Annotated in this window: 25 protein-coding genes and 1 pseudogene; 9 read left to right on the forward strand and 17 right to left on the reverse strand. The window is 74.0% G+C overall.

Annotation, left to right across the window (positions count from 1 at the left end; translation table 11 throughout):
• Positions 1-439: 439 nt before the first annotated feature.
• From gndA to OG702_RS35595, 15 genes are all read right to left on the reverse strand, one after another.
• Positions 440-1,939: an NADP-dependent phosphogluconate dehydrogenase gene (gene gndA / locus OG702_RS33315; RefSeq protein ID WP_327292674.1), complete on the reverse strand. Its 1,500-nt coding sequence runs from the start codon at positions 1,937-1,939 to the stop codon at positions 440-442.
• Between the two features lie 128 nt (positions 1,940-2,067).
• Positions 2,068-2,871, reverse strand: coding sequence for a thioesterase family protein (locus tag OG702_RS33320; RefSeq protein ID WP_327292675.1), 804 nt, complete (start codon positions 2,869-2,871; stop codon positions 2,068-2,070).
• An 86-nt stretch (positions 2,872-2,957) separates the two neighbouring features.
• Positions 2,958-3,788, reverse strand: coding sequence for an HpcH/HpaI aldolase/citrate lyase family protein (locus OG702_RS33325; RefSeq protein ID WP_327293465.1), 831 nt, complete (start codon positions 3,786-3,788; stop codon positions 2,958-2,960).
• Positions 3,789-3,880: 92 nt separating this feature from the next.
• Positions 3,881-5,146 carry a CaiB/BaiF CoA transferase family protein gene (locus OG702_RS33330; RefSeq protein ID WP_327292676.1) on the reverse strand — a complete coding sequence of 422 codons (1,266 nt, stop codon included), beginning with the start codon at positions 5,144-5,146 and terminating at the stop codon, positions 3,881-3,883.
• Positions 5,147-5,199: 53 nt separating this feature from the next.
• Complete coding sequence (locus OG702_RS33335; RefSeq protein WP_327292677.1) at positions 5,200-6,129, reverse strand: ribokinase; 930 nt, start codon at positions 6,127-6,129, stop codon at positions 5,200-5,202.
• Positions 6,126-7,565 (reverse strand): ADP-ribosylglycohydrolase family protein, encoded by a 1,440-nt coding sequence (locus OG702_RS33340; protein WP_327292678.1) that lies wholly within the window; start codon positions 7,563-7,565, stop codon positions 6,126-6,128. Before OG702_RS33340 ends, OG702_RS33335 begins: the two co-directional genes overlap by 4 nt.
• Complete coding sequence (locus tag OG702_RS33345; RefSeq protein WP_327292679.1) at positions 7,562-8,707, reverse strand: ADP-ribosylglycohydrolase family protein; 1,146 nt, start codon at positions 8,705-8,707, stop codon at positions 7,562-7,564. The genes OG702_RS33340 and OG702_RS33345 overlap by 4 nt, the downstream gene beginning before the upstream one ends.
• Entirely contained in the window at positions 8,691-10,061 is a 1,371-nt protein-coding gene (locus OG702_RS33350; RefSeq protein ID WP_327292680.1) for an ADP-ribosylglycohydrolase family protein, read from the reverse strand. The genes OG702_RS33345 and OG702_RS33350 overlap by 17 nt, the downstream gene beginning before the upstream one ends.
• Entirely contained in the window at positions 10,058-11,161 is a 1,104-nt protein-coding gene (locus tag OG702_RS33355) for an ADP-ribosylglycohydrolase family protein (protein ID WP_327292681.1), read from the reverse strand. The genes OG702_RS33350 and OG702_RS33355 overlap by 4 nt, the downstream gene beginning before the upstream one ends.
• Positions 11,162-11,287: 126 nt before the next feature.
• Positions 11,288-12,604, reverse strand: a complete 1,317-nt coding sequence (locus tag OG702_RS33360) for an ABC transporter substrate-binding protein (protein ID WP_327292682.1) — start codon at positions 12,602-12,604, stop codon at positions 11,288-11,290.
• Positions 12,604-13,458: a carbohydrate ABC transporter permease gene (locus tag OG702_RS33365; RefSeq protein ID WP_327293466.1), complete on the reverse strand. Its 855-nt coding sequence runs from the start codon at positions 13,456-13,458 to the stop codon at positions 12,604-12,606. Before OG702_RS33365 ends, OG702_RS33360 begins: the two co-directional genes overlap by 1 nt.
• Before the next feature lie 53 nt (positions 13,459-13,511).
• Positions 13,512-14,465: a carbohydrate ABC transporter permease gene (locus OG702_RS33370; RefSeq protein ID WP_327292683.1), complete on the reverse strand. Its 954-nt coding sequence runs from the start codon at positions 14,463-14,465 to the stop codon at positions 13,512-13,514.
• Complete coding sequence (locus OG702_RS33375) at positions 14,462-15,511, reverse strand: LacI family DNA-binding transcriptional regulator (protein WP_327292684.1); 1,050 nt, start codon at positions 15,509-15,511, stop codon at positions 14,462-14,464. The genes OG702_RS33370 and OG702_RS33375 overlap by 4 nt, the downstream gene beginning before the upstream one ends.
• A 330-nt stretch (positions 15,512-15,841) precedes the next feature.
• Positions 15,842-16,009, reverse strand: coding sequence for a hypothetical protein (locus OG702_RS33380; RefSeq protein WP_327292685.1), 168 nt, complete (start codon positions 16,007-16,009; stop codon positions 15,842-15,844).
• Positions 15,943-16,599 (reverse strand): hypothetical protein, encoded by a 657-nt coding sequence (locus OG702_RS35595; protein ID WP_442814666.1) that lies wholly within the window; start codon positions 16,597-16,599, stop codon positions 15,943-15,945. Before OG702_RS35595 ends, OG702_RS33380 begins: the two co-directional genes overlap by 67 nt.
• Here OG702_RS35595 and OG702_RS33390 point away from each other — a divergent pair.
• The 6 genes from OG702_RS33390 (at position 16,502) to OG702_RS33415 (ending at position 20,634) form a co-directional block, all read left to right on the forward strand.
• Entirely contained in the window at positions 16,502-16,855 is a 354-nt protein-coding gene (locus OG702_RS33390; RefSeq protein ID WP_327292687.1) for an FCD domain-containing protein, read from the forward strand. The two genes, OG702_RS35595 and OG702_RS33390, sit on opposite strands and share 98 nt — an antisense overlap.
• A 95-nt stretch (positions 16,856-16,950) precedes the next feature.
• Positions 16,951-17,142: a DUF6381 family protein gene (locus tag OG702_RS33395; RefSeq protein ID WP_327292689.1), complete on the forward strand. Its 192-nt coding sequence runs from the start codon at positions 16,951-16,953 to the stop codon at positions 17,140-17,142.
• Positions 17,143-17,175: 33 nt separating this feature from the next.
• Positions 17,176-18,366, forward strand: a complete 1,191-nt coding sequence (locus tag OG702_RS33400) for an alpha-hydroxy-acid oxidizing protein (protein ID WP_327292690.1) — start codon at positions 17,176-17,178, stop codon at positions 18,364-18,366.
• Positions 18,367-18,422: 56 nt separating this feature from the next.
• Entirely contained in the window at positions 18,423-18,899 is a 477-nt protein-coding gene (locus tag OG702_RS33405; RefSeq protein ID WP_327292691.1) for a YunG family protein, read from the forward strand.
• Positions 18,900-18,946: 47 nt separating this feature from the next.
• Positions 18,947-19,297, forward strand: coding sequence for a YciI family protein (locus tag OG702_RS33410; RefSeq protein WP_327292693.1), 351 nt, complete (start codon positions 18,947-18,949; stop codon positions 19,295-19,297).
• 56 nt (positions 19,298-19,353) lie between these two features.
• A complete protein-coding gene (locus tag OG702_RS33415) occupies positions 19,354-20,634 on the forward strand; it encodes an RNA polymerase sigma factor (RefSeq protein ID WP_327292695.1) in 1,281 nt (426 codons plus the stop codon).
• 53 nt (positions 20,635-20,687) lie between these two features.
• Here the strand turns inward: OG702_RS33415 and OG702_RS33420 are convergent.
• Positions 20,688-21,476: pseudogene (locus OG702_RS33420) on the reverse strand (class II aldolase/adducin family protein); the annotation flags it as partial.
• Positions 21,477-21,695: 219 nt separating this feature from the next.
• Here OG702_RS33420 and OG702_RS33425 point away from each other — a divergent pair.
• On the forward strand, positions 21,696-22,715 hold the full coding sequence (locus tag OG702_RS33425; protein ID WP_327292696.1) for a LacI family DNA-binding transcriptional regulator: 1,020 nt from the start codon (positions 21,696-21,698) through the stop codon (positions 22,713-22,715).
• Positions 22,716-22,745: 30 nt separating this feature from the next.
• On the opposite strand, the gene OG702_RS33430 is transcribed toward OG702_RS33425, so the two are convergent.
• Positions 22,746-23,891 (reverse strand): PP2C family protein-serine/threonine phosphatase, encoded by a 1,146-nt coding sequence (locus OG702_RS33430; protein WP_327292697.1) that lies wholly within the window; start codon positions 23,889-23,891, stop codon positions 22,746-22,748.
• 192 nt (positions 23,892-24,083) lie between these two features.
• On the opposite strand from OG702_RS33430, the gene OG702_RS33435 reads away from it, so the two are divergent.
• Entirely contained in the window at positions 24,084-25,061 is a 978-nt protein-coding gene (locus OG702_RS33435) for an ATP-binding cassette domain-containing protein (RefSeq protein WP_327292698.1), read from the forward strand.
• A complete protein-coding gene (locus tag OG702_RS33440; protein ID WP_327292699.1) occupies positions 25,058-25,906 on the forward strand; it encodes an ABC transporter permease in 849 nt (282 codons plus the stop codon). The genes OG702_RS33435 and OG702_RS33440 overlap by 4 nt, the downstream gene beginning before the upstream one ends.
• Positions 25,907-25,908 lie beyond the last annotated feature (2 nt).

Below are 25,908 nucleotides of genomic sequence, written 5' to 3' on the forward strand. Positions count from 1 at the left end.
CGGCCGAGGGCTCCTCGAAGTACATGTCCCACTCGGCAATGACCGTGTCCGGATCTATGAAGTGGCACCTGGCGGGCTCGAAGGCGGCACCGGGTCCCCGCAGCCGCGCAGCCGCCGCAGCCTCGTCGTCGGCGGCGAGGAAGAACAGGACGTCACGGGCCATCCCAGCATGATCGCAGCCCGGCGAACCGACGCGGCCAGTGACAGCTATCTCGACCGGCCCCACTCGCGCGATCGGCGCTCAACCTTCGCTGCGAGAGGTCACGTCTGAGCGGTTGACGACGAGTATCTGACTGCCCGGCGCGATGAGTTGTTCGAGCAGGCGGACGCGGTGGCGTGCGTGGACGGCGTGGTGACCCGAGCCCGAGCACCAGGGAGCATCGGGAGGCCCGATGCCATCGCGAGTGGCGATCACCCCGGTGCGCGGGGGAGCGGGGGGTCAGGACGGGGTGACCTCCGGGCGGGAGGACTCGGCCCAGAGGGTGTGGAACGTGCCCGGGCGGTCGGCACGACGGTAGGTGTGCGCGCCGAAGTAGTCGCGCTGGGCCTGGATGAGCGCGGCGGGCAGCCGCTCCGCGCGGAGGCTGTCGTAGTAGGCGAGCGCGGCCGCGAAGCCCGGCGTGGGGATGCCCAGCTCGGCCGCCGTGCTCACCACCCGCCGCCACGCGCTCTGCGCACCCCGCAGCGCCTCGCCGAAGTGCTCGTCGATGAGCAGCGTCGGCAGATCGGCCCTGGCGTCGAACGCGGCCCTGATCCGGTCGAGGAAGGCCGCCCTGATGATGCAGCCGGCCCGCCAGATCGCCGCGACACCGCCCTGGTCGACGTCCCAGCCGTATTCGGCGCTGCCGGCCGCGATCTGGTGGAAGCCCTGCGCGTAGGCGACGATCTTCGACGCGTACAGCGCCTGCTCGACGTCGTCGGCGAAGCGGTCGTAGGCCGCGCTGTCCAGGAGCGTCGGCGTCGGACCCGGCAGGTCGCGGGCCGCCTCGCGCAGCTCGGCGTGGCCGGAGACGGACCGCCCGAAGACCGCCTCGGCGATGCCGCTGACCGGCACCCCGAGGTCGAGCGCGGTCTGTACGGTCCAGCGGCCCGTGCCCTTCTGCTCGGCCTCGTCGAGCACGATGTCCACGAACGGCTTGCCGGTCTCGGCGTCGGTGTGCGCAAGCACCTGCGCGGTGATCTCGATGAGGTAGGACTCCAGGCGCCCGCGGTTCCACTCGCGGAAGACCTCCGCGATCTGCGCGGGCGGCAGGTCGAGCGCGTGCCGCAGCAGGTCGTAGGACTCGGCGATGAGCTGCATGTCGGCGTATTCGATGCCGTTGTGCACCATCTTGACGAAGTGTCCTGCACCGTCCGGGCCGATGTGGGTCACGCACGGCGTGCCGTCGTCGGCCTTGGCGGCGATGGCCTCCAGCATCGGCGCGAGCGCCTCGTAGGACTCGGCGGAGCCGCCCGGCATGATGCTCGGGCCGTGCAGCGCGCCCTCCTCGCCGCCCGACACGCCGGTGCCCACGAAGTGGATGCCGCGCTCGCGCAGGTCCTTCTCCCGGCGCCGGGTGTCGGCGAAGTGCGCGTTGCCCGCGTCCACGATGATGTCGCCGGGTTCGAGCAGCGGTGCGAACTCCTCGATCACCGCGTCGGTGGGGTCGCCCGCCTTGACCATGACGATGATCCGCCGGGGCCGCTCCAGCGAGGCGACGAAGTCCTCGGCGCTCTCGGACGGCACGAACCTGCCCTCGTCGCCGAACTCCTGGACCAGCGCCCGGGTGCGCGCGGCGGTGCGGTTGTGGATCGCGGTGGCGTAGCCGTGCCTGGCGAGGTTGCGGGCGAGGTTGCGGCCCATCACGGCCAGCCCGGTCACCCCGATCTGCGCCGTGCCGTGCGGCGTCCCGCCGCCCGGACTCTTGCTGTTCTGCGCCGCCTGGTCTGCGGAGGCCATGGATCCACCCTTTGTCGTATCGCCGGATGCCGTGCTGCTGACGGTGCTACAGACTGCTCCCTGCCCGCGATTATGGCCGACACATCACCGCGAAACGGATAGGCTCGGCGCGCCGCCCGCGCGGCCCTTCAGCGTTCGGCGACCAGCAGCGTCTGCAGGATCCGCCCGCACTCGCCCGTCGCGTCGTGCAACTCGCCGTGGGCCAGGCCCGCGCCGCCCGGAGCCGCGGCGGTGGCCGAGCGCAGGCAGAGCCACTCGCCGACCGGGTCGCGGTGCAGCACCAGGGTGACGTCGGTGTTGATGACCAGGCCGCGGTGGTGGTCCAGCTCGAAGCCGACCGCCCAGCTGCTGTCGGCCAGCGCCAGCGCCCTGGTCAGCGGGGTGTCCGGCTCGCCCGCGACCAGCGGCACCCGCTGCCGCGCCCAGGCCGTACCCGGTCCCGGCGTGTCGAAGCCCGGTTCGGCCGCGCCCGGCGCGCCCGGCGGGAAGCGCCACTCCATCGCCGAGACGTAGCCGTCCAGATACGCCCCGGCCATCGTCTGCGGCGGCTGCGGGCCCGGCAGCGGCGGTACGGGTGGCAACGGGCTCAGCGCCGGGGTGTCGTCGGGCGCCGCCACCAGCCGCCAGGCCCTGGCCAGCAGCACCGTCCTGCCGCCCGAGGTGATCCGGCCCTCCAGCAGTTCGCTGCGCCCGCCGCTGCGTATCGTCGTCACCTCCACGTCGAGGTCGCCGACCGGCACCGGGCGCGGCAGGTCGACCGTCAGCCGGGCGATCCGCATGCCCGGCCTGGGCCGGTGACCCTCCATCACCCGGCCGACCAGCGCGGACGGCGGACCCGCGTGCTGCGTCCCGGCGCTCCACGGCCCCGCCGTCGCGGGAGTGCTCGCGTACCGGCCGCCGCCCAGACTCCGGTAGAACGCCTCACTGCTCACACGGGACTCCTCGGCCGGGGACGGTGGCCGCCGATCGTAGCGACCCGCCGCCGCGGTACGGCTCCCGGGGCCGTACCGCGGCCGGCTCAGGTAGTCGCCTCCGCGCGGGACGCGAGTGCCAGCACCCGGTGGGCGCCGGCCACCACCGCGGGGTCGACGAAGCGCCCGTCGGGCAGTGCCAGCGCGCCCGGCGAGGCGTCGGCCGCCGCCACCGTCTCCCGGGCCGCGGCGATCTCCGGCGCGGAGGGCAGATACGCCCGCTCGATCACCGGCAGCTGGCGCGGGTGGATCGCGGCCCGGCCGAGGAAGCCCAGCGCCCGGCCGCGCCGGCAGGAGGCGGCGAGCCCGGTCACGTCCCTGACGTCGGGGTAGACCGACTGGGCCGGCGCCGCCAGTCCCGCCGCCCGCGCCGCGACCACCGTGCGGACCCGGGGCCACTCCAGCGCCTCCTCGTCGGCGACCCCGAGGTCCGCCCGCAGGTCCGCCTCGCCGAGCGCGATGCCCCGGACGGCGGGGTCCGCCGACGCGATCGCGAAGGCGTTCTCCACGCCGAGCGCGGATTCCAGCAGCGGATACAGCGCGGGTACGTCCCCGGCCTGGCGCAGCATCCGCACCACCCGGCCGACGTCGCCGGGCGCGCCGACCTTCGGCAGCCGCAGCCCGCCGAGCCCGGGAAGCCCGGCGAGCGCGGCCAGGTCGGCGGCGAGCAGCGGACCCTCCAGCGCGTTGACCCGGACATGCACGGCGGTCGGGCCGGAGACGGGGTCCGCCAGCAGTTCGGCCGTCGCGGCCCTGGCATAGTCCTTGCGGTCGGCCCTGACCGCGTCCTCCAGGTCCACCAGCACCACGTCAGCCCCCGACCGCAGCGCCTTGGCCACCACCTCCGGCCGGTCGCCGGGCGCGTACAGCCAGGTCAGGACGACGCCGGAGCGGCCGGGCTGCCGCCCCCCGGCCGCCTGCGGGTCACCGCCGGGGGCCGGTACCGAGCCCGCTGCGCGGACCTGCGGGCTCACAGCGCGCCCTCCTCGCGCAGCGCCTCGATCTGCGGTGCGGTCAGGCCGAGTTCGGCCAGCACGTCGTCGGTGTCGGCGCCGTGCGCCCGGCCGGCCCAGCGGATGCCGCCCGGGGTGCCGGACAGCCGGAAGAGCACGTTCTGCATCCGCAGCGGGCCCAGATCCTCGTCCTCCACCCGCGCCACCGTGCCCAGCGCCCGGAACTGCGGGTCGGCGACCACGTCGCGCACGTCGTAGACCGGGGCGACCGCGGCCTGCGCCGACTCGAACGCGGCCACCACCTCGTCCCGGTCGTGCCGGGCGATCCAGTCGCCGACCACCTTGTCGATCTCCTCGGCGTGCGCGGCCCGCCCGGTGCCGGTCGCGAACCACGGCTCGTCGACGAACTCCGGGTGGCCGACCAGCCGCAGCACCCGCTCGGCCACCGACTGCGCCGACGACGACACCGCCAGCCAGCTGCCGTCCGCGGTGCGATAGGTGTTGCGGGGGGCGTTGTTGGACGAGCGGTTGCCCATCCGCGGCTGCACATAGCCGAGTTGGTCGTACCAGAGCAGCTGCGGGCCGAGGACCGCGAGCATCGGCTCGATGATCGCCATGTCCACCACCTGCCCGGCGCCGGTACGGTCGCGGCCCGCGAGCGCCGCCATCACCGCGTACGCCGTGGCGAGCCCGGCCACCGCGTCGGCCAGGCCGAACGGCGGCAGCGTCGGCGGTCCTTCCGGTTCGCCGGTGGTCGCCGCGAAGCCGCTCATCGCCTCGGCGAGGGTGCCGAAGCCCGGGCGGCGCGCGTACGGGCCGAACTGGCCGAAGGCGGTGACCCGGGCCAGCACCAACCGGGGGTTGGCCGCGGACAGCTCCTCCCAGCCCAGGCTCCACTTCTCCAGGGTGCCCGGGCGGAAGTTCTCGATGATCACGTCGGCGGACGCGGCCAGCTTGAGCAGCACCTCGCGGCCGCCGGGCGTGGACAGGTCGACGGTGACATTGCGCTTGTTGCGGCCGAGGTGCTTCCACCACAGGCCGACGCCGTTCTTGCCCGGGCCGTGGCCCCGGGACGGGTCCGGCTTGCTCGGGTGCTCGACCTTGATCACGTCGGCGCCGAAGTCGCCGAGCAGCGTCGCGGCGCCAGGACCGGCGAAGAGCGTCGCCAGGTCCAGCACCCGGATCCCGGCCAGCGGTCCCGCGGCGGCCGGCGGGCTCGCCGGGGCGGAGCCGGGATCCGGCGGGGCGGAGGGGGCCGCTTCCTGCGGATGCGGATGGTGCATGGGTCCTACCTCTGTTTCGGTGTTCCGGTGTTTCCGAGGGTGTGTGCGGGCGGCTACGGGGCCGGGCGGGCCAGGGCGGCGCGGGCGTCGATGGCCGCGCGGTCCGGCATCGAGGAGGAGGCGCCGGGGCGTTCGACGGACAGCGCGGAGGCGGCGGTCGCCCAGCGAAGCGCGTCGGCGGTCGCGCGGCCCTCGCCGAGCGCCACCGCCAGCGCCCCGACGAAGGTGTCGCCCGCGGCGGTGGTGTCCACCACGTCGGCGGCCAGCGCCGGGACGGCCAGCGGCTCCCGGCCGCGTACCGCGTGCAGGCAGCCCGCCCCGCCCAGCGTGATCACCACCTCCGGTACCGCGTCGAGCAGCGCGCGGGCCGCCGCACGCGGATCGCGCTCACCGCTGAGCGCGGCGGCCTCGTGCTCGTTGGGCACCAACAGGTCGGTGACGGCCAGCAGTTCGGCGGGCAGCGGTTGTGCGGGGGCGGGGGTCAGCACCGTACGCACGCCGTGCGCCCTGGCCGCCCGCGCCCCGGCGAGTACGCCTGCCAGCGGGAGTTCGAGCTGCAGCAGCAGCGCGCCGGCCGCACCGATCGCCGCCTCGTCCTGCGATGTCAGCTCCTTCACCGTGCCGTTGGCGCCCGGCACCACCACGATCGCGTTGTGCCCCTCGCCGTCCACCACGATCTGCGCGATGCCGCTCGGGCCCGGCGCCGTGCGCAGCCGGCCGGTGCCGACCCCGGCGCCCTCCAGCGCGGCACGCAGCTGCCGGCCGAAGTCGTCGTCGCCGACCGCGCCGATCATCGTGACCGCGCCGCCCGCCCGGGCGGCGGCGATCGCCTGGTTGGCGCCCTTGCCGCCGGCGACCGTGCGGAACGACTCGCCGGTCACCGTCTCACCTCGGGCCGGTGCGGCCCTGACGTACGCCACCAGGTCCATGTTGGCGCTGCCCAGGACCGCGATCCCAGGAGGCCCTGCGGGCGCTGCGGTCATGACGTGCCTTCCTGCGGGAGGACAGCCAGCGCGGCGGTGCGCCGGGCCAGCGTGTCGAAGCCGATGCCGTCGAGGCCGCCGACCGTGGTCGACAGCCGGTTCTTCAGCGGGTCCGTCCAGCGGCCGGGCAGGGCGGCGGGCGAACCCGCGAGCAGCCCGGCCACGGAACCGGCCGTCGCCCCGTTGGAGTCGGTGTCCCAACCGCCGGACACCACGCGGGTGATGGAGCCGGTGAAGTCGCCGTCCGCATGGGTGAGGGCGGCGGCCAGCAGGCTCGCGTTGGGCACGACGTGCACCCAGTGGTGCCCGCCGTAGGCGCTGTGCAGCGCGTCCACGACGTCCGCGAAGCCCCCGGGCGTCCCGGTCGGCTCCGCGCGGGCCGCAGCGACGCCGAAACGCACCGCCGCGGCCAGCCGCGACCCGCTCGGCAGCACGGCGAGCCCGGCGGCCAGGCACTCATGGACGTCGGTGTCCCCGCCCGCCGCGCGGGCGATCGTCGCCGCGGCGAACATCGCACCGTAGACGCCGTTGGCGGTGTGCGTGAGCACCGCGTCCCGCCACGCCTCGTCGGCGGCCGCGACCGGGTCGCCCGGGTGCGTCCAGCCGTAGACGTCGGCCCTGATGAGCGCGCCGATCCACTCGCGGAAGGGATTGCGCCGGGTGGCGGTGTGCGGCGGCTCGATCCCGTCCAGCAGATTGCGGTACGCGACCCGCTCGGCGGTGAAGGTGCGGCCCGCGGGCAGCTCCGCGAGCCACAGCTCCGCGACATCGGCGGTGCTGAAGCCGTGGCCGTGCGCCTCCAGCAACAGCAGCCCGAGCAGCGGGTAGTTGAGGTCGTCGTCCTCCGGCATCCCGCTGATGTTCTCGGCCAGCGAGGTGCCCGCGCTGCGGCGGTTCCACGGATGCCGGGCGGCGACCGCCGGATCCAGCCCGACGGCGGTGAACCAGCCGTCCAGCGGCCAGTTCCCGGTCCCCCGGGCGATCTCCCGGATGCCGCCGAGCGTCAGCTTCTCCACCGGCTTCCCGAGCAGGCACCCGGCGGCCCGCCCCAGCCAGCCGGCTTCCAGCCGGACCGCCAGCCCCGCCCGGTCTCCTTCCACACGCCGCCGGGCGGCCGCACCGCTGGGGCCCTCGGCCGACCACGCCGGGGACGCCGCGTGGACGGCGGCCAGCGCCGTCGGCTCGTCCGCGGCGGACGGCGGCGGCACCGACGCCAGTTCGTCGAGCAGGGATTCCGCCAGGGCGCGCAGCGCCGCCGTGGCCGGACCGGGGGAGGCCCCCGCCCGGTCGGGGGCGAGATGGCCGCCCGCCGCCAGCCAGCGGCGGCGGACACCGGCGGCGTCGCGGCCGTCCTCCGCGGCCTGCCGCAGTTCGTGGCCGAGCAGGTCCTCGGGCTGGACCCAGGTCAGCCGCAGGTGCCCCGGCGGGGTCGTCATCGCACCCCCGCCACGGCCGTGAACGCCGCCTCGTGCGCCCGGCGGCGCTCGGTGTCCCGGGCGAAGACCTCCCGGGTCACGGCGGTCAGCTCGGCCGCCGGACCGTGCAGGTCGAGCCGGCTGGCCCGGCCCACCTCGGCGGTCCAGTCGGAGGGCACCGACCCGGCACCGCCGAGCACGCCGGCGACGGCTCCGCTCATCGTGGCGATCGAGTCGCAGTCCCGGCCGTAGTTCACCGAGCCGAGCACCGCGGGCGCGTAGTCGCCGCCGGCGACCAGCAACATCCCGAGCGCGACCGGCAGTTCCTCGATCGCGTGCAGCCGGGACGGCCGCCGGGCGCCGAGCGAGGGCTCGCGGTAACGCGGCCCGACCGTGTCGAAGGGCGCGACCGCCTCCCGCAGGGGCCCGAGCGCCTGCTCCCAGTCGTCGTAGGAGGCCGCGCGCTCGCACACCGCCTCGACCGCCGAGCGCGTACCGTCCTTGGCCAGCCCCAGCACCGTGTCCACCACGCTCGCCGCGGTCGCACCGGGGACGAAGGCCGCCGCCACGGCCGCGGCGAAGACCCCCGCCGCCTCGCGGCCGTACGACGACTGGTGCGGCGCCGCCACCTCCAGCGCCTCCGCGTAAGCCGCCGCCGGATTACCGGCGTTGACGACGCCCACCGGCGCCATGTACATCGCCGCACCGCAGTTGACGATGTTGCCGACGCCGGCCTCCCGGGGGTCCACATGCCCGTAGTGCAGCCGGGCCACGATCCACTTCTCGGCCAGGAAGATCCGCTGCAACGGCAGCGCCTCGGCCTCCAGTTCCGGTATCCACCGCGGCGTGGTGATCAGGTCGGGCACCAGGTGCTCGGCGATGCTGTACGCGTCCAGGTGGTCGCGTACTTTCGCGTAGACCCGGACCAGCGCGTGCGTCATCAACGTGTCGTCGGTGACGTGGCCGTCACCCTTGTGGTACGGCGCGATGGGCCGCGCGGTGCGCCAGTCGTCGTGGAACGGGCCGACGATGCCGCGCACCCGGCCGCCGTGCCGTTCGGCGATCTGCTCCGGCGTCCAGCCCTCCACCGGGCCGCCGAGCGCGTCGCCCACGGCGGCGCCGACGAGGCAGCCGGCGATACGGTCCTCAAGCGTCAGTTTCATGGATTCCGAGTCCTTCCTGGGCTGTGACGGCCGGTTCGATACCGGCCAGCCGTCCGGCCAACTCCACGAGGTCGAGACCGGCCAGCCGCGGCAGCGCGCAGCCGGCCAGAGTCCTGCACGCGGCCCGCCAGGAGGCGGGCAGGGCTTCCGCGCCGCCGAGTGCGCCGGCCAGCGCGCCGGCCAGCGCGGGCGCCGAGTCCGCGACCCGCGACAGGCACGCCGCGGCGGGCACCGCCTCCTCCACGGCGCCGTCACTGGCCAGGACCAGGGCGAGGGCGACCGGCACGGTGTCTGCGGCGGCGATGCCGTAGCTGTAGACGTGGTCGATGATCTGGTGTTCGAGCAGCGGGATCAGCCCGAAGGCCTGCCCGTGGCAGCCGCCGTCGGCCGCCCGGGCGGCCCGGGCGAGCGCCACGGCGTGCTGCGCGTTGCGGGCGATCTCCGAGCCGGGCGGCAGCTGGCGCAGCGCGCCTGCCACGCAGTCCGCCGCCGGCGCGCCGGCCAGCGCGAGCGCGACGGCGGCGGCCATCGCACGGGCGCCGTGCACCCCGTCCTCGTCCTGGGTGTAGCGCGCGTCGTACTCGGCGAGGTCCGCCGCGGCCGCCGGGTCGCCGGGGTGGACGACCGCCAGGACGCAGGCCCGCCCGCAGGCGGCGTCGTCGAAGAAGTGCGGGTTGTCGTGCCCGGTGGCGGGCGGCCGCAGGCCGGTGGCGAGATTGCCCAGTCCCGCTCGTACCGAGATCCTGGCCCGCAGCGGGATCACCGCGGACTCGACCTCGGGCGCGCGGGCCGCCGCCGAGGAGATCTCGGCGGCCAGCGACATCCATGCCAGGTCCACCGCGGCGCGTACCCGCCGGTCCCGGGACAGGTCGCTGAGCAGTGCCCCGCGCGAGGCGAGCACCGCCTCGGCGGTGAAGGCCGCCCACTCGGCGTCGTCGGACGGGCCGAGCCGCAGCGGCTCCGGCGGCTGGTTGAGGGCGATCGGCACCGGCAGGGTGGTCGTCTCGTTCTGCTCTGCGAAGGTGTCGAGCTCCCGGGTCAGGCGCCGGGTCCACTCGGGCATCCGCGCCGCCCGGTGCCGCGCCGCCGGCCACCCTGCGGCGTCTCCCGCCGCGAGCCCCAGCAGCAGCCCTTCCACCCGGGAACGGTCCCCGTCGCCGGACGCGGCGCCCTCCGCCGCCCGCCCGTGCGGGCGGCCGCCCGTGCCCGCCGGCGGGCGCGAGCCGGGACGCGACGCGTCGGTGCGGGCCGCGGGGACCTGGAGCTGCGGCACGGCGTCCTGGCCGGTGGATCCGGCGGCCGGCGCGTCAGCGGCGCGCGGCCCGGCCGGGGTCGGCTCTGTGCAGTGCGTCATGAGGCGGCCCGCCCGGTGGTGGCGTGGCCGGGCTCGTCGGGGGAGAGCAGGTCGGCGATGTCGTGGACGTGGTAGCCGGCCATCGCGGGCAGGCAGCTGCCCCGTACCGCTCTGACGGCCCGTGACCAGCGGGCCGGGATCGCCGACCAGCCGCCGAGCGTGCCGGCCAGGGCGCCCGCGACCGCGGCGGTGGTGTCGGCGTCCCTGCCCATGTTCACGGCGGTGAGCACCGAGCCGGTGAAGTCGCCCCCCGCCAGGGCGAAGGCGCCGAAGGCCAGCCCCACCGCCTCGGGCGCCAGATCGGTCCACGGGTAGCCGCCGATGACGACCGCGGAGCGCAGCGCACGCTCCCGGTCGAGCACGGTCAGGGCCGGGTCGAGCCTGACCCGGCGGGCCACCGTGACCGCCCGCCGCAGCGAGCGGGCCGTCCAGGAGTCCTCGGGCACCACGGACAGTGCCGCGGTGATGACCACCGCGGAGTCCCCGCCGCCCATCGCCGCCGCGACCCCGGCCGCGACCGCCTGCCCGCCGTAGATCCCCTCGCCTTCATGGCTGACCGTGCCGTCGATGGCGACCAGCCGGGCGGCCTCCGCGGGCCGCCCGGCGGCGAAGACACCGCAGGGCGCGGCGCGCATCGCCAGACCGTCGCTCCAGGCGTGCCGGTGCTGCGCCGTGATCGGCGACGCCAGGCCCCGGCGCAGATTCTCCAGCGTGCCGCGCTCGCTGAACCCGGCCCCCTTGAAAGGGCCTTCGTCGCGGTCCGCGATCCATACGTGCCAGGCCGTCTCGACGTCGCCCGTGGTGAGGGCCGATCCGTGTCTGGCCAGCAGCAGCCCGGACAGGATCGCGTATTCGGTGTCGTCGGTGCCGGCCGGGTCGTCGGTGACGAAGTCCTCGATACGTCCCCACCGCTTGCGGATCGCGGAGGGTTTCATGTTCTCGGCCGGCGCCCCCAGCGCGTCGCCGACCGCGAGGCCGGTCAGCGCGCCGCGCGCGTGGTCGCGCGGCGAGCCGGGGACGGGGGCGGGCCGGCGGGCGGTGTGGGGCGACGGGGTCAGATACGGGCCGGAGGGATCGGGTGAGGCGGGAGTTGTGCTCATGCCGTGCCATTTCCTGGTGAGTCCTGCTGTGTGGTGCGTGCGTCCGCCGTGCTCCTGCGCGGCCGGGCGGCGCTCGCGGCGGCGGGCCGCTCGCGGCTGCGGACATGTCGGTGGCTCCTTCGGCTGTCAGGCGCGGTAGCGGTCGAAGATCCGGTTGCCGTCGCGCACCAGCTTCTTGCGCAGCGAGTCCAGGTCGATGGCGCCGCTGTAGAACTGCTGCAGGGCCGGAGTGGCGAGCTTCTCCGACCACTCGGGGTAGCCGCGCCGGCCCAGCGCCGGGGAGGCCACCAGGTGCGCGGACACCGACATGCCGGTGCTCCAGCCGAGCTTGTCGGTGGTCAGCGACGGATCGCGCAGCGCGTCGGTGCCGGTCGGCGCCATCCAGTCGCCCTTGGCCAGCTCCACCAGGTGGCCGGTCTGCGTCATGAAGTCGATGAAGGCGGCCGCCTCCTGCTTGTGACCGCAGTCCTCGGCCACCGAGAGCGTCTGCGGGCTGACGCCCTGGGCGCGCCCGCCGTCCGGGGCGCCGGCGCCGACCGGCAGCGGCAGGGTGACCCAGTCGAAGTGGGCCGGGGCCTGCTGCTCTATCTGCTGCCGGTAGGACAGGTTGAGCGGCAGCATCGCGTAACGCCCGGCGAAGAAGCCCGGCAGCGCGTCGCCGCCGGCCATGCCGAGTGCCGTGGCCGGCGCCGACCGGTCGGTGCCGACCTGGCGGCGTACGAGCTCGGCGACGGCGGAGTCGGCCCGGTCCAGGCGGACTTCGGTGCCCCCGTCGTCCTTTCCGTAGAGGATCCGGCCACCGGTGGTCACCGCCAGATTCAGCGTCAGGCTCACCGGTGAACTCATCGGCCAGGCCACGCCGTAGCGCTCGCCGGAACCGCCGCGCGACAACTGCTTGCAGATGTCATCGAACTCGTCCCAGGTCCACGGCTTCGCCGCGTCCGGCAGGGCGACGCCGGCCTTGGCCAGCAGCGTGCGGTTGGCGATCAGGACTCGCGGCTCCTGCAGGAAGGGCACTCCGTACAGCCCGCCGCCGAAGCGGGCCATGTCCCAGGCGGCCGAGGGGATACGGCGCCGGGTGGCCGCGGGCAGCAGCCGGGTCAGGTCGGCCAGGTAGCCGCCGGAGCCGAAGTCGGTGAGGTCGTTGCCCTCGTCGTGGATGATGTCCGGTGCCGCGCCGCCCTCGAAGGAGGTCAGCAGTTGGTCGTGGACGTCGTCCCAACTGCCCTGCACGTAGCGGACCTGCACCTCGGGGTGCGCGGAGTTCCACTGGGCGACCAGCGCCTTGTTGGCCTTGACCGACTCCTCCTGCCAGGCGAGCGACAGGAAGTCCAGGGTGGGCACGCCGGAGCCGGCCGACGAGCCGCAGCCGGACAGCAGGGGGACCGAGCCGGCGGCAGCGGCGGTCGCGGCGGCGCCGGCGAGCAGCGTACGGCGGCGCATCAGCCCTTCACCGCCCCGGACAACATCCCGCCGACCAGACGCTTTTGCAGCAGCGCGAAGAAGACCAGGCTGGGAATGGTGGCGAGCAGCGACGCGGCGGCCAGCGGGCCGAGGTCCGCGGCGCCCTCGGCACCGGTGAAGTGGGTGAGGATCACGGACATCGTCTGCTTCTCCGGCGTCTTGAGCAGGACCAGGGCGAAGAAGAACTCGTTCCAGGCGGTGACGAAAGCGAACATCAGGGTCGCGATCAGCCCGGGTGTCAGCAGCGGAAGGACCACGCTGCGCAGCGTCCGCAGGCGACTGCAGCCGTCGATCGCGGCGGCCTCCTCCAGCGACACCGGCACCGCTCGGACGTAGCTCTGCAGCATCCACAGCACGAAAGGAAGCGTCCACACCACGTAAACGACGACCAGGCCCGGCCGGGAATCGATCAGGTGCAGATTTTTCAGCACCATGAACAACGGGATGATGATCAGCACCAGCGGGAACATCTGGCTCACCAGGATCCAGCTGGTCCCCGCCCTGCTGACCGCGCCCTTGAAGCGCGCCATCGCGTAGGCGGCGGGCACCGCGACGCCCACCGAGATCAGCGCGGCCGCGCCGGCCACCAGCAGGCTGTTGAGTGCCGCGTGCAGCAGCGGCTGCTCGTCCAGCGCGGTACGGAAGTTGCCCAGGGTCGGATGCCGCGGCAGCCAGGTCGGGTCGACAGAACCCAGCTCCCTGGGCGACTTGAACGCGGTGGAGATCAGCCACAGCAGCGGGAAGGCGAGGAAGACCAGATAGCACAGCAGCGCCGCGTACTGCCCGGTCCGGCCGGCACGGCGGCCGAGGCGGCGGCGTGCGGGGGACGGCAGCCGGCGGGGGACGGGCTGCGGGGCGGCCTGCTCCGAGGCGGGGACGGCGGCGCTCACTGGTCGGCCTCCTTGAGACGGTTGCGCAGGAAGACGGTGAGCAGCACGGCGATCACCGCGATCATCACCAGGCCCATGGCCGCCGCGTAGCCGAACTGGCCGTAGCGGAAGGCCTCTTCGTAGGCGAAGAGCATCGGCAGCCGGGTCTTGCCGCCCGGGCCGCCGCTGGTCAGCACGTACACCAGGCCGAAGGAGTTGAAATTCCAGATGAAGTTGAGTGCGGTGATGGACAGCACCACCGGTTTGAGCGTCGGCCAGGTCACAGTGGTGAAGCGGCGCCACAGCCCGGCGCCGTCGATACCGGCCGCCTCGTGCAGCTCCACCGGTACGTTCTGCAGGCCGGCCAGCAGCACCACGGTGGTCTGCGGCATCCCCGCCCATACGCCCACCACGATCACCGCGGGCAGCGCGAGCGACAGGCTGGAGAGCCAGTCGGTGTGCCCCGAGGACAGATGCAGATGGCGCAGGGTGTTGTTGAGGATGCCCGCGTCCGGGTTGTAGACCAGCCGCCACATGATGCCGACCACGACCTCGGGCATCGCCCACGGCACCAGAGCCAGCGTGCGGGCCAGCCAGCGGAACCGCAGATTCTGGTTGAGCAGCAGCGCCAGGCCGAGCGCCATGAGCAGTTGGAGGGCGGTGACGCAGACCGCCCAGATCAGGCCGATCCTGAAGGAGTCCCAGAACAGCGAATCCAGCCGCAGGTCGGCGAAGTTGCGCAGGCCGGTGAAGGACGTGGACCGGGTGACGCCCGACTGGGCGTCGGTGAAGGCCAGCGACATGCCGTACACCAGCGGTCCGACGCTCAGCACCAGCACGGGTATCAGCGCGGGCAGCAGCAGGAACCAGGCGTCCCGGTCCAGGCCCAGCATCCGGCGGCGGGCGGCGGTCGTACGCGGCGGGGGAGTGCCGGCGCCGGGCCGCGGCTGGGTGGCGGTGGCGGCGCTCATGAGGCGACCGCCGCGACACCGGCGGCCCGGGCCCGAGCGCCGGTGGTGGACTCGCGGACCACCAGCCGGGGTGCGACCGTCTCGCAGCGCACCGGGTGGTCGCCGCCGTCCAGCCGGGCGACCAGCATCTCGGCGGCGAGCCGCCCCCTTTCCGCCGAGCCGAGGTCCACGCTGGTCAGCGCCGGGTGGCCGGCCATGGCCAGTTCGCTGTCGTCCATCCCCACCACCGCGAGGTCGTCGGGAATGCGCAGACCCCGGTCGTGCGCGGCATGGGCCGCGCCGAGGGCGAGTTGGTCGTTGGCGCAGAAGACACTGTCGATGCCGGGATGCGCGTCCAGCAGGCGGTGGGCGGCCTGCGCCCCGGCCTCGATACCGAACTCGGTGGTCACGGTGAGCGCGGGGTCGGGCACCAGGCCGGCCTCGCGCAGCGCCGTCTCGTAGCCGATCCTGCGGTTGCGTCCCGGCACGGTGTCCGCGGGCCCGTTGATCAACGCGATCCGCCGCCGGCCGCGCTCCATCAGGTGCCGCACCGCGAGCACGGTGCCGGACACCGAGTCGGCGCGCACGCTGTCCACCGTCGCGGTGCCGGGCAGCGACCCGATGACGACCACCGGCCGGGCGGCGCGCGCCAGCACCTCAAGATGCTCGTCGGTCACCCGGATCGGGCACAGGATCAGCCCGTCGGTGGTCCGGTCGGCGAGGCTGCGCACCACGTCCAACTCGTCCTCGGCGATTGCGTCGGTGGAGTGCAGCAGCAGCCGGTAGCCCAGCGGCTTGGTCACCGTCTGTATCTGCCGGACCATCGAGACATAGGCGGGATTGCCCACATCGGGCATGGCGAAGGTCAGTTGCCGTGTACGCCCGCCCTTGAGGGATCTGGCCACCCCGTTGGGCACGTAGCCGAGTTCGGCCGCGGCCTGCTCCACGCGCCGGACGGTGTTGGGACGGGCCCCGTGACCATTGAGAACGCGGGAGACCGAGGCGATGGACACCCCCGCCCGCTCGGCGATGGTCTCCACGGTGGGCGGTCCACCCGAAGTCGTCATAGTCGTCCCCTCGATGTCCGGCGGCAAACTGTAAACGTTTACAGAACGATGCTTCTACGGTTCCTCGTTGGAGGAGTGGTTTCCGCAATGTTGCGCGGAAGTTTCACTGACAGTCAAACAATTGTGACCTGAATCACGCCCCGGAGGGAAGCGTTCAGGGAATCCTGTCCGCGGCGCGACCCGCGCCGCGGACACGACGGGCAGTCAACTGCCCTCGCCCTGTGGGCTATTCGATCAGAGCGAGCACGGCCGCGACGACCCGGTCCGCGACCGCCCGCGACTCGGCGTCCGTCAGCGGCAGCAACGGCGCCTGGGTGTACGGGTGCCGGATCACCCCGCGGGCGACCACGCCGCCTTGAAGGCGCCCAGCGCGCCCGACATCCGGCCCACCCGGCCGCGGTCGGCGACATCGATGATCCCGAACAGCTCGGTCAGCCGCCGCTGTTCGGCCAGGGCGGCCGCGGTGTCCCCGGCCCGGGCGGCCTGGTAGAGGCGCACGTATCCGTGCGGGTCGACGTTGCCCAGGGCCCGGCACGATGCCGTCCGCGCCGCGCGCCATCGCCAGGTCCGCCAGTGTCTCGGAACCGGTGAGGCAGCCGGCCCCGCTGCCCGCCGTGCCGTCCAGCGCCCGCTGGAAGCCCTCCAGGTCGCCCGAGGAGTCCTTGACCGCGGCGATCACCCTGGCCTGCGCCAGCTCGCCGAGCAGCGACGACGGGAGCTTGTAGCAGGGCGAGCCCCGCCACCGGGCAGACGGGTATGGTCCACGCCCGGGCGTGTCCGGTGAAGAGAAGCGCGGTCGCGCCGGCCGGCCGCTCTCCGGCGTCCTTGGACTGCTGCCACTCGGTGGCCGCCGGGAGCCGGCGGCGCAGGTGGACCGCGAAGATCACCGGCAGGATGCCGATCCACAGCACCTGCCAGCTGGTGTGCGGCACCACCCAGGCGTACGTCTTGGCGGCCGGCACCCCGCCCAGCGGGTAGCCGGACAGCAGCATGCCGGAGGCGGTGTTCCGCATCCGCTGCGGCCGGCTCTCGATGATGTACGTGGCGCTCGCGCTGTACTCGCCCGCCATGCCGAGCCCGACGACCATGCGGAAGGCGAACAGCGAACCCGAGCTGATGCGTACGCTCGGTGTCAGCCGCAACTCGGTGCGTGAAGCTCAAGGGTCTGCAGGCGCTCGGTATTGTCGACATTCGACATGGCACCGCCAGGTCCTGGAGGCCGTCGCCGCCCGTGATCCGGACGCCGCCGCGGCCAGGATCGCCGAGCACTTCGCCGACATCACCGCCCGCTTCGACCGCTGGACCGGCGCCGCCGGAGCCGTGGCCGCCACCGGCCCGGTCTGACCCCGGCGCCGGCGAAGCGCCCTGGCGGGTGGCCGTCCCGGCCGCACCCTGGTTCGCTGGAAAGGTCACTCCTTCGCGGGAAACGAGGCCACGCCATGACACCGATGGACCAGTCGCAGCGTCATGTACGACAGCTCCGCGCCCAGGCGGACAAGCTCGCCGCCGACGCCGAACGCGCCGCGAACGCGTCGGAGCGCTCCCGACTGCAGGAAAGGGCGGAGCAGTTGGAGTCGGACAGCGACCAGGAGAGCATGATGGCGGCCGGGGACATCTACCCCGCGCAGTGATCCATGCCCGCCCGACCGCGAGGACGACGCCCGATGAGCGACCAGCCGCCACCGCACCTGCCCACCGCGTTCGGGAACTACCAGAACGACATCTATCTCCGCGCACTCGGCGGCGTCCTGCCGGACCTGCCGATGACCTTCGCCGAGCTGGAGGCCCGTGCGGCCGAGGCGATGGCGCCCTCGCTGGTGTCCTACGTCGCGGGCGGCGCCGGCGACGAGGCCACGCAGCGGGCGAACGTCGACGCCTTCGCCCGCTGGGGCCTCTACCCGCGGATGTTCGTCGGCGCCCGTGAGCGCGACCTGTCCGTCGAGCTGTTCGGGAGGACCTGGCCCGCGCCGCTGTTCATGGCGCCGGTCGGGGTGATCGGGCTGTGCGCGCAGGACGGGCACGGCGACCTCGCCACGGCACGGGCCGCGGCCGCCACCGGGGTGCCGATGGTCGCCTCGACGCTGACGGTCGACCCGCTGGAGGACGTGGCGGCCGAGCTCGGCGGCACACCCGGATTCTTCCAGCTCTACACGCCCACCGACCGCGACCTGGCGGAGAGCCTGATCCACCGGGCGGAAAGCGCGGGATACGCCGCGATCGTCGTCACCCTCGACACCTGGGTCACCGGCTGGCGCCCCCGCGACCTGGCGACCGGTAACTTCCCCCAGTTGCGTGGCCACTGCCTGGCCAACTACTTCACCGACCCGGTCTTCCGCCGGCTGCTCGGCAAGGACCCGGGGGACGACCCGCAGGGGGCCGTACTGCTCTGGACCCAGCTCTTCGGCAACGCTCTGACCTGGGAAGACCTCGGCTGGCTGCGCTCGGTGACGACCCTGCCGCTGATCGTGAAGGGCATCTGTCACCCGGATGACGCGCGCCGCGCCAAGGACGGCGGCGTCGACGGCGTCTACTGCTCCAACCACGGCGGCCGCCAGGCGAACGGCGGCCTGCCCGCGCTTGCCGTGCTGCCCGAGGTGGTGGCCGCGGCGGACGGGCTGCCCGTGCTCTTCGACTCCGGCGTGCGCTCGGGCGCCGACCTGGTCAAGGCGCTGGCGCTGGGGGCGACGGCGGTGGGCATCGGCCGCCCGTACGCGTACGGCTGCGCGCTCGGCGGCACCGACGGCATCGTCCACGTCCTGAGGACCGTGCTGGCGGAGGCCGACCTGATCATGGCCGTCGACGGCTACCCGAGCCGCGCCGACCTCACCCCGGCCAGCCTGCGCCCGCTGCCGTGAGGCGGGAGCGGGCGCCGGGGGGGGGCGTTGTCAGTGCCGGGTGCGAGGCTGCACCCATGACCACATGGAATCTGCTGGACCTCGATCAGGCGCTGCGCGCGTCGTGGGCCGCCGACACCTGCTCGCCCGACGACCTGGTGCGTGGCCGGTGGCACCAGGACAATCCGGCGTGGGGGCACTGCGACATCAGCGCGCTGCTCGTCCATGACCTCTTCGGCGGCGACCTGAAGGTCGGCGAGGTCCACCACGCCGGTGAGCAGCACGGCTTCCACTGGTGGAACGTGCTGCCGAGCGGCGTGGAGCTGGACCTGACCCGCGAGCAGTTCCTGCACGGCCAGCAGGTCACCGCCGCCCGCGTCGTCAACCGCCCGCCGGGGCCGCTGCCACGCCGCTGGGCGGAGTATCTGCTGCTGCGCGAGCGGGTCACCCGCCACCTCGGCCCGCTGCCGGAGCCGGACACCATGGTCCAGCGGGCCGCCGACGGGGCAGGGCAGATGTCGATACCCGGCCCTCCCCGTTCGTCGGAAAGTTGACGGGGGCCGGACCGAGCCCCTCGGGACCGACGACGGGACGCACGACCATGACGCGCTATCTGCTGCTCATCCACGACAACGAGGCCGACTACCAGGCCGCCGACGACACCGTCAGGAGGGCACTCGACGACGCCCACGCGGCTTTCGACCGCGAGCACAAGGACGTCATCCTCAGTGGCGAGCACCTGCAGCCGACCTCGACCGCGACGGTGGTGCGCGAGGACGGCGCCGGTGGCCACCTGGTGACGGACGGCGCCTACGCCGAGACCAAGGAGGCGCTGGGCGGCTACTACATCATCGAGGTCTCCGACCTGGACGCCGCGCTCGCGGTCGCCAAGCGGCTGCCCTTCTTCGGCAGGACCGGGGAAGCCGCCGTCGAGGTGCGCCCGCTCTTCTGACCCGGCCGCGGCGGGCGGGCGGCGATCAGTCCGTCGTCGGGACAGGAGGAGGGGCGATGCCCACCGACCGGCAGAGCCGCGAGCCGGGGAAGGCCGCAGTGGCCCGCGCCGTCGCCGAGGCGCACCGCGGCCAGTGGGCCTTCGTACTGGCCGCGACCGTCCGGGTCACCCGCGACCTGGACCTGGCGGAGGAGTGCGTGCAGGACGCCTACGCCAAGGCCCTGGTCGCATGGGCCTCGGCCGGCATTCCGGCTCGCCCGGGCGCCTGGCTGACGACCGCCGCCCGCAACCGTGCCGTGGACGTCATCCGGCGCGACGCCTTCTTCCGCTCGGCGCTGCCGCTGCTGGCCGCCGACGACGACGAGACGGTGACCGGACCGGCCGACGGCGAGGACATCCCCGACGAGCGGCTGCGGCTGATCTTCACCTGCTGTCACCCCGCCCTCGCCCCGCAGGACCGGGTGGCCCTGACGCTGCGCCTGGTCTGCGGGCTGACGACGGCGGAGACCGCCCGCGCCTTCCTGGTCGGCGAGACGGCCATGGCGGCCAGGATCACCCGGGCGAAGAAGAAGATCACCGCGGCCCGCATCCCGTACCGGATTCCGGACTCCGGCGATCTGCCCGAGCGGGTCGACGCGGTGCTGACGGTGGTCGACCTGGTGTTCACCACCGGGCATGTCGCGCCCGAAGGGCCGGCGCTGCTGCGCACCGACCTGATCGCCCGGGCCGCCGACCTGGCCAGGATGCTCGGCGACCTGCTGCCGGGCGACGCGGAGGTCGCGGGCCTGCGCGCACTGATCCTGCTCACCGACGCGCGCCGGCCGGCCCGGCTCGACACCGCGGGCGCCCCGGTACTGCTGGCCGACCAGGACCGCGGCCGGTGGGACCGCGCGGCGATCGCCGAGGGCCTGGTCCTGGTCCGCCGGGCGCTGCGCCGCCGGCCGCCCGGCCCGTTCGGGCTGCGGGCGGCGATCGCGGCGGTGCACGCCGAGGCACCCTCATGGGAGGCGACGGACTGGCAGGAGATCGTCGGACTCTACGACCTGCTGCTGGGCCGCCGCCCCACCCCGGTGGCCGCGCTGAACCGCGCGGTCGCCGTCGGCTTCGCGGACGGCCCCGCGGCGGGGCTCGCCGCCCTCGACGGCCTCGCGGCGGAACAGCGACTCGCCGGCTACCCCTACGCGTCCGTCGCCCGCGGCGAGTTCCTGCACCGCCTCGGCCGCCTCGCCACAGCCGGGTCCGCGTATCGCGAGGCGCTGCTGCACACCTCGAACGCCGTCGAGCGGGACTTCCTGCTCGCCCGGATCGACGCGCTCGACGCGGAGCAGCCGGGCTGACGGCCGGCGGCTGACCGCCCCGGCGGTCCGCGCCCTGTTCCCCGAAACTCGGGCGTGTCCGTGTAATGGCCGACCTGCGGGCGGTCGGCGGAGGCCAGCGCGCGGATCAGCGGCGCCAACGCGGCCGCGCCCGCCCGCAGGTCGGCGCCCGGCAGCGGCAGGTGGCCGTCGAGCACCGGCCCGAACGGCTCAGGCCGGCCACGCTCGGCGAGGAAGGCCTCGGCGGTGCGGATGATGTGCAACGCGTTCGCCTCGCACTCCTGCGAGGTGTCGCCCCAGGCGGTGATGCCGTGGCCGCCGAGGACACAGCCGACAGCCTGGGGGTCGGCCTGCTTGATCGCGGTGATGTCCAGGCCGAGCTGGAAGCCGGACCGCCGCCACGGCACCCAGGCCACGGTGTCGCCGAAGCACTCGGCGGTGAGCTTCTCGCCATCGGCGGCGCGGGCCAGCGCGATGCCGGAGTCGGGGTGGAGGTGGTCGACGTGCGGCGCGTCGACCAGGCCGTGCGTCGCGGTGTCGATGGAGGGTGCGGCCCCGCCCTTTCCGTGCAGGCGGAAGTCGAACGCGGCCACCATCTCGTCCTCGCGCTCGGCACCGGGATAGACCTCGGTGAGGGCCTGCAGCCGGTCCAGGCGCAGCACGGCCAGGCAGCCTTCTGTGAGGGTGCCCAGGTCGCCGCCGGAGCCCTTGATCCACATCAGTTCGGTGTCGCCGGCGTAGTCGGTGTTCGCGGCCCGCCGCGCGGGTGGGCCGGCCGGCCCGCGGAGACGGCCGGCTTCTTCGGGGAATCGGACGGTGCCGCGCCCGATGCCGCTATGGTTCCGCTCAGTGAGGTCTTCCACCTCGGGTGGACAACACCGGAGACGTGCCGAGCGTGTGCCGGAGCCGGGTGGGTGAAGCGATTCATTTCCCGCGCTTCGCCAAGCCGTTGGAGCACCGTCCTGTGCTGCGACACTGGGGTAGGCGCCTATGGTTGAACGGGTTCAATCGGCAGTTCGGGGGCGACCCCGCGGAGCGTCGGCCCGTGCACGAGGAAACCGGCGGTGGGAGCGGGACGGAGCGTGGCATCCATGGTGGGGATCAAAGACGTGGCGCGGCAGGCCGGCGTCTCGGTGGGCACCGTCTCCAACGTGATCAACCGGCCTGATCTGGTGGCGGAGGAGACCAGGACGCGGGTGCAGTCGGTCATCGCCAGGCTCGGCTACGTCCGCAGCGAGTCGGCCCGCCAGCTCAGGGCCGGCGCCAGCCGCATCATGGCGCTGCTGGTGCTCGACATGGGGAACCCGTTCTTCGTGGCCGTCGCCAGCGGCGCCGAGCGCACCGCCCGGGCGGCCGGCCTGGGGGTGATGGTCTGCAACAGCGCGCAGAGCGTGAGCGAGGAGCTGGAGTACCTCTCGCTCTTCGCGGAGCAGCGGGTCCGCGGCGTCCTGGTGACACCGGCCGACCCGACCGGGCGCAGCCTGGACGGCCTGCGCAGCCAGGGCATCCCCTTCGTCCTGGTCGACCGCGTCTCGGCGGACCCCTCGGTCTGCTCGGTCTCGGTGGACGACGTGGCCGGCGGACGGCTCGCCGTGCAGCACCTCATCGCGGCCGGCCACCGGGCGATCGTCTACGTCGGCGGTCCGCCCGAGGTGACCCAGGTCCACGACCGCAAGGCGGGCGCCCTGGCCGCGCTGGCGGAGGCCGGGCTGCCGGCCGAGTCGCTGACCGAGATCTCCGCCGAGCGCCTCGACGTGGCCGCGGGCCGCGACGCCGGATCCCGCCTGCTGGGCCTCGGCCACCGTCCCACCGCGGTCTTCTGCGCGAACGACCTGGTGGCACTCGGCGTGCTCCAGGCGATGTTCGCCGCGAGGATCAGCGTCCCCGACGACATGGCGATCGTCGGCTACGACGACATCGAGTTCGCCGCGGCCGCGGCCGTCCCGCTCACCTCGGTACGCCAGCCGGCCGTCTCCATGGGCCGGCTCGCGGCGGAGACGCTGCTGGAGGAGACGGTCGGGGACCCGGCCGACCACAGCCACCGCCAGATCGTCCTGCAACCTGAACTCGTCGTCCGCGGCTCCAGCCTGCCCAGCCGCTGACCGCGACCCCTTCGCCCCGGCCGTGCCGCGTCAGCCGGTGACGGCCAGGTCCTCGGGGACCCCGGCGGCCCGCGGTACGTCGCGTTGCAGGGCGACGAGGGCCATGTCGTCGTTCAGCCCGGCCGGTGCGTGCATCCGCAGGTCCGCGGTCACGGCGGCCACCAGCGAGCAGGGACGGTGCTCGCCCCAGGCCGCGGCACGCTCGAGAAGCGGGTAGAAGTCGCCTTTGGCGTCGCGGGCCTCGGTCACCCCGTCGGTGTACATCAGCAGCCGGTCGCCCGGCGCGAAGCGGAAGGTGGTCGGGGTGTAGCCGCTGCCGACGAGCGAGCCCAGGCCCAGCGGGGGAGCGGGATCCGCCGTGTCCAGCGCGGTGACCACGCCCTCGTGGAAGAGCAGCGGGGGCAGATGCCCGCAGCTGACCACGTGCACGTACGGCTCGTCGTCCGGGATCTCGATGACCGCCGCCGTGACGAACCGCTCGGCCGCGTCCACACCCGCGGGGGTGTCCAAGCGCTCGTTCAGGCCCCAGCGGACGCTGCCCTCCAGCGACGCGACCAGTTCCGGCAGCGGCGACTGGCGGTGTGCCGCGGCCCGGAAGGCGCCGAGGACGAGTTCGGTGTCGCCGATGGATCCCAGCCCCTTGCCGCGGACGTCACCGATGAGCAGCCGGGTGGAGTCGGCGGTGCGGGCCACCGCGTAGAGGTCGCCGCCGACAGGTGTCCCGATGTCCGCGGCCCGGTAGGCGGACGCGATGGAGACCGGGCCCGCCCGCCGGGGCAGCGGACGCAGCACCGCCTCGGACACCCGGCGCAGGCCCGCCAGCTCGTGGCGGCGCCACTCCAGCAGGCAGCTGACCAGGACGAGCAGCATCGAGAGCAGCACCAGGGACCCCAGCTGCACGAGCACGTTCTCGGTGGTCAGGGCCATTCGCTCGGCCCCGGCGGTGACCAGCGCCAGCACCGCGAAACCCGCGGTGAGGCTTGCGCGGCGGGGGCCGACGAAGACGGCGATCAGTGCGACGGGGAGCACCAGGGCGTGTGCGAGGTGGATGTCCGGCGGCACGAAGTGGTCCACCACCGGCACCAGCGTGATCAGCACGGCCGCCAGCACGGTCAGGGCGAACTCGCGGGCACCCAGTTCCCGCCGCGGCGGGAGGAGCCGTGACCGGACATGCATGAGGGCTCCTTTCGGTGCCGTCGCGTCATTGCGGAAAACAGCGTACAAGTTGTCGGCAATATTCCGCCGTGAGGTTTAAATCCCCGATTGCTGTGAGGGGTTGTCCCGTGCGGCAGAACCTCCGCTGCGGGGCTGGGGCCCTGAGGTGACTATGGAACCCAGGGGGCGTCACCCAGCGAGCGAGGTGGTTCCGTGGGCCGGCCGGCGATCACCGTCAGCAACCTGAGCAAGCGGTTCGGGTCGGTGACGGCACTGGAATCGGTGGACTTCGACGTGGAGCCCGGCACGGTCTTCGGCCTGCTGGGACCGAACGGCGCGGGCAAGAGCACGGCGATCCGCATCCTGACCACGATCCTGCCCCCCAGCGGCGGCCGCGCCGAGGTGTTCGGGCACGACGTGGTCCGCGAGCCCGCCACCGTCCGGGGGCTGATCGGCCTGGCCGGGCAGTACGCGGCGGTCGACAAGAACCTCACCGGCCGGGAGAACCTGCGGCTGATCGGGCGCCTCACCCACGTACGGCGCTCCCGTATCCGCCGCCGGGCCGCCGAACTCCTGGAGCGCTTCGAGCTGACGGAGTCCGCGGACCGCCCGGCGCGCACCTACTCCGGCGGGATGCGCAGGCGCCTGGACGTCGCCGCCGCCCTGGTACCCGACCCGCCGGTGCTCTTCCTTGACGAGCCGACCACCGGCCTCGACCCGCAGAGCCGCAACGCGCTGTGGCACCTGATCCGCCGGCTCGTCGCCGACGGGACGACCGTGCTGCTCACCACCCAGTATCTGGAGGAGGCCGACCAGCTCGCCTCCCGTGTCGTGGTCATCGACCGCGGCCGGGTCATCGCCGACGACACGCCCGCACTGCTCAAGTCCCATCTCGGCAACACCGTCATCGAACTCGACATGGTCGGTGCGGACCGGGCCGCCAGGGCCGCCGACCTGCTGCGTGGCGGCTTCGAGGAGCCGCCCCGTGTCGAGGGTCCGCGGGTCAGCCTGGTCTCCCGCGAGGGCTCCCGCCCGCTGCTGGACGTGCTGCGCCGGCTGGAGGGACACGACCTGGCACCCGGCACCGTGGCGGTCAGGGAACCCAGCCTCGACGACGTGTTCCTCCAGCTGACCGGCCGCTCCGGGGCGGACCCCGCCGCGGACGGCCCGTCCACGGCGAGCGGCTCGTGACCGGCGCCGCCGCCCCCGGCCCCTCCGCGGACCCCCGCCCGGCCGGCCCACGGGGGCCGCTCACCCACCCGGCCCCGCGGCTGCTGAGCACCGCGCAGGACGGCCTCGCCGTCGCCTGGCGGAACCTGATCGGACTGCGCAGGGTGCCCCGGCTGCTGGTCTTCTCCACCATCCAGCCGCTGGTCTTCGTGCTGATGTTCCGCTACGTCTTCGGCGGCGTGGTCGCCCCGGCTCTGCACGGCGTCAGCTACGTCGACTTCCTGATCCCGGGTATCTTCGTGCAGACCGCCGTCTTCGGGTCCATGAACACCGCGATCGGCCTGGCCACCGACATGCAGACCGGGCTGATGGAGCGCTTCCGCTCGCTGCCGATGGCCCGATCGGCGGTACTCGTGGGACGTACCACGGCCGACCTCGTACGCAACGTCTTCGTCGTCGCGCTGATGACCGGTGTCGGGTTCGCCATCGGCTTCCGCATCCACGCCGGCGTCCTGTCGTTCCTGGGCGGGGTGCTGCTCGTCCTGGCCTTCGGCTTCGCGATGTCCTGGATCTTCGCGGTGGTCGGCATGGCTGTCGGCGACCCGGAGACCGCCCAGGCCGCGGCCTTCCCGGTGCTGGCACCGCTGGTCTTCGCCTCGGCGGCCTTCGTCCCCGTCAACACCATGCCGGGCTGGCTGCAGGCCTTCGCGGTGCACCAGCCGGTCTCCAGGACCGCCGACGCCGTCCGGGTGCTGGTGCTCGGCGGTCCGGCCACCGCCGACGTCTGGCAGGCACTGGCCTGGGACGCCGGCATCGTGGCGGTGTTCGCGCCGCTCGGCGTGTGGCTCTACCGCAGGGCCGTGTGACC

The organism is Streptomyces sp. NBC_01198 (assembly GCF_036010485.1).
Taxonomy (GTDB): Bacteria; Actinomycetota; Actinomycetes; order Streptomycetales; family Streptomycetaceae; genus Actinacidiphila.

Excerpts from the sequence above, each read along its gene's own strand:
- gndA (WP_327292674.1), bottom strand. The coding sequence starts at position 1,939 with ATGGCCTCCGCAGACCAGGCGGCGCAGAACAGCAAGAGTCCGGGCGGC.
- OG702_RS33330 (WP_327292676.1), bottom strand. The coding sequence starts at position 5,146 with ATGCACCATCCGCATCCGCAGGAAGCGGCCCCCTCCGCCCCGCCGGAT.
- OG702_RS33335 (WP_327292677.1), bottom strand. The coding sequence starts at position 6,129 with ATGACCGCAGCGCCCGCAGGGCCTCCTGGGATCGCGGTCCTGGGCAGC.
- OG702_RS33340 (WP_327292678.1), bottom strand. The coding sequence starts at position 7,565 with ATGACGACCCCGCCGGGGCACCTGCGGCTGACCTGGGTCCAGCCCGAG.
- OG702_RS33345 (WP_327292679.1), bottom strand. The coding sequence starts at position 8,707 with ATGAAACTGACGCTTGAGGACCGTATCGCCGGCTGCCTCGTCGGCGCC.
- OG702_RS33350 (WP_327292680.1), bottom strand. The coding sequence starts at position 10,061 with ATGACGCACTGCACAGAGCCGACCCCGGCCGGGCCGCGCGCCGCTGAC.
- OG702_RS33355 (WP_327292681.1), bottom strand. The coding sequence starts at position 11,161 with ATGAGCACAACTCCCGCCTCACCCGATCCCTCCGGCCCGTATCTGACC.
- OG702_RS33360 (WP_327292682.1), bottom strand. The coding sequence starts at position 12,604 with ATGCGCCGCCGTACGCTGCTCGCCGGCGCCGCCGCGACCGCCGCTGCC.
- OG702_RS33370 (WP_327292683.1), bottom strand. The coding sequence starts at position 14,465 with ATGAGCGCCGCCACCGCCACCCAGCCGCGGCCCGGCGCCGGCACTCCC.
- OG702_RS33375 (WP_327292684.1), bottom strand. The coding sequence starts at position 15,511 with ATGACGACTTCGGGTGGACCGCCCACCGTGGAGACCATCGCCGAGCGG.
- OG702_RS33390 (WP_327292687.1), top strand. The coding sequence starts at position 16,502 with ATGCCGGAGGCGGTGTTCCGCATCCGCTGCGGCCGGCTCTCGATGATG.
- OG702_RS35595 (WP_442814666.1), bottom strand. The coding sequence starts at position 16,599 with ATGGTCGTCGGGCTCGGCATGGCGGGCGAGTACAGCGCGAGCGCCACG.
- OG702_RS33395 (WP_327292689.1), top strand. The coding sequence starts at position 16,951 with ATGACACCGATGGACCAGTCGCAGCGTCATGTACGACAGCTCCGCGCC.
- OG702_RS33400 (WP_327292690.1), top strand. The coding sequence starts at position 17,176 with ATGAGCGACCAGCCGCCACCGCACCTGCCCACCGCGTTCGGGAACTAC.
- OG702_RS33405 (WP_327292691.1), top strand. The coding sequence starts at position 18,423 with ATGACCACATGGAATCTGCTGGACCTCGATCAGGCGCTGCGCGCGTCG.
- OG702_RS33410 (WP_327292693.1), top strand. The coding sequence starts at position 18,947 with ATGACGCGCTATCTGCTGCTCATCCACGACAACGAGGCCGACTACCAG.
- OG702_RS33415 (WP_327292695.1), top strand. The coding sequence starts at position 19,354 with ATGCCCACCGACCGGCAGAGCCGCGAGCCGGGGAAGGCCGCAGTGGCC.
- OG702_RS33430 (WP_327292697.1), bottom strand. The coding sequence starts at position 23,891 with ATGCATGTCCGGTCACGGCTCCTCCCGCCGCGGCGGGAACTGGGTGCC.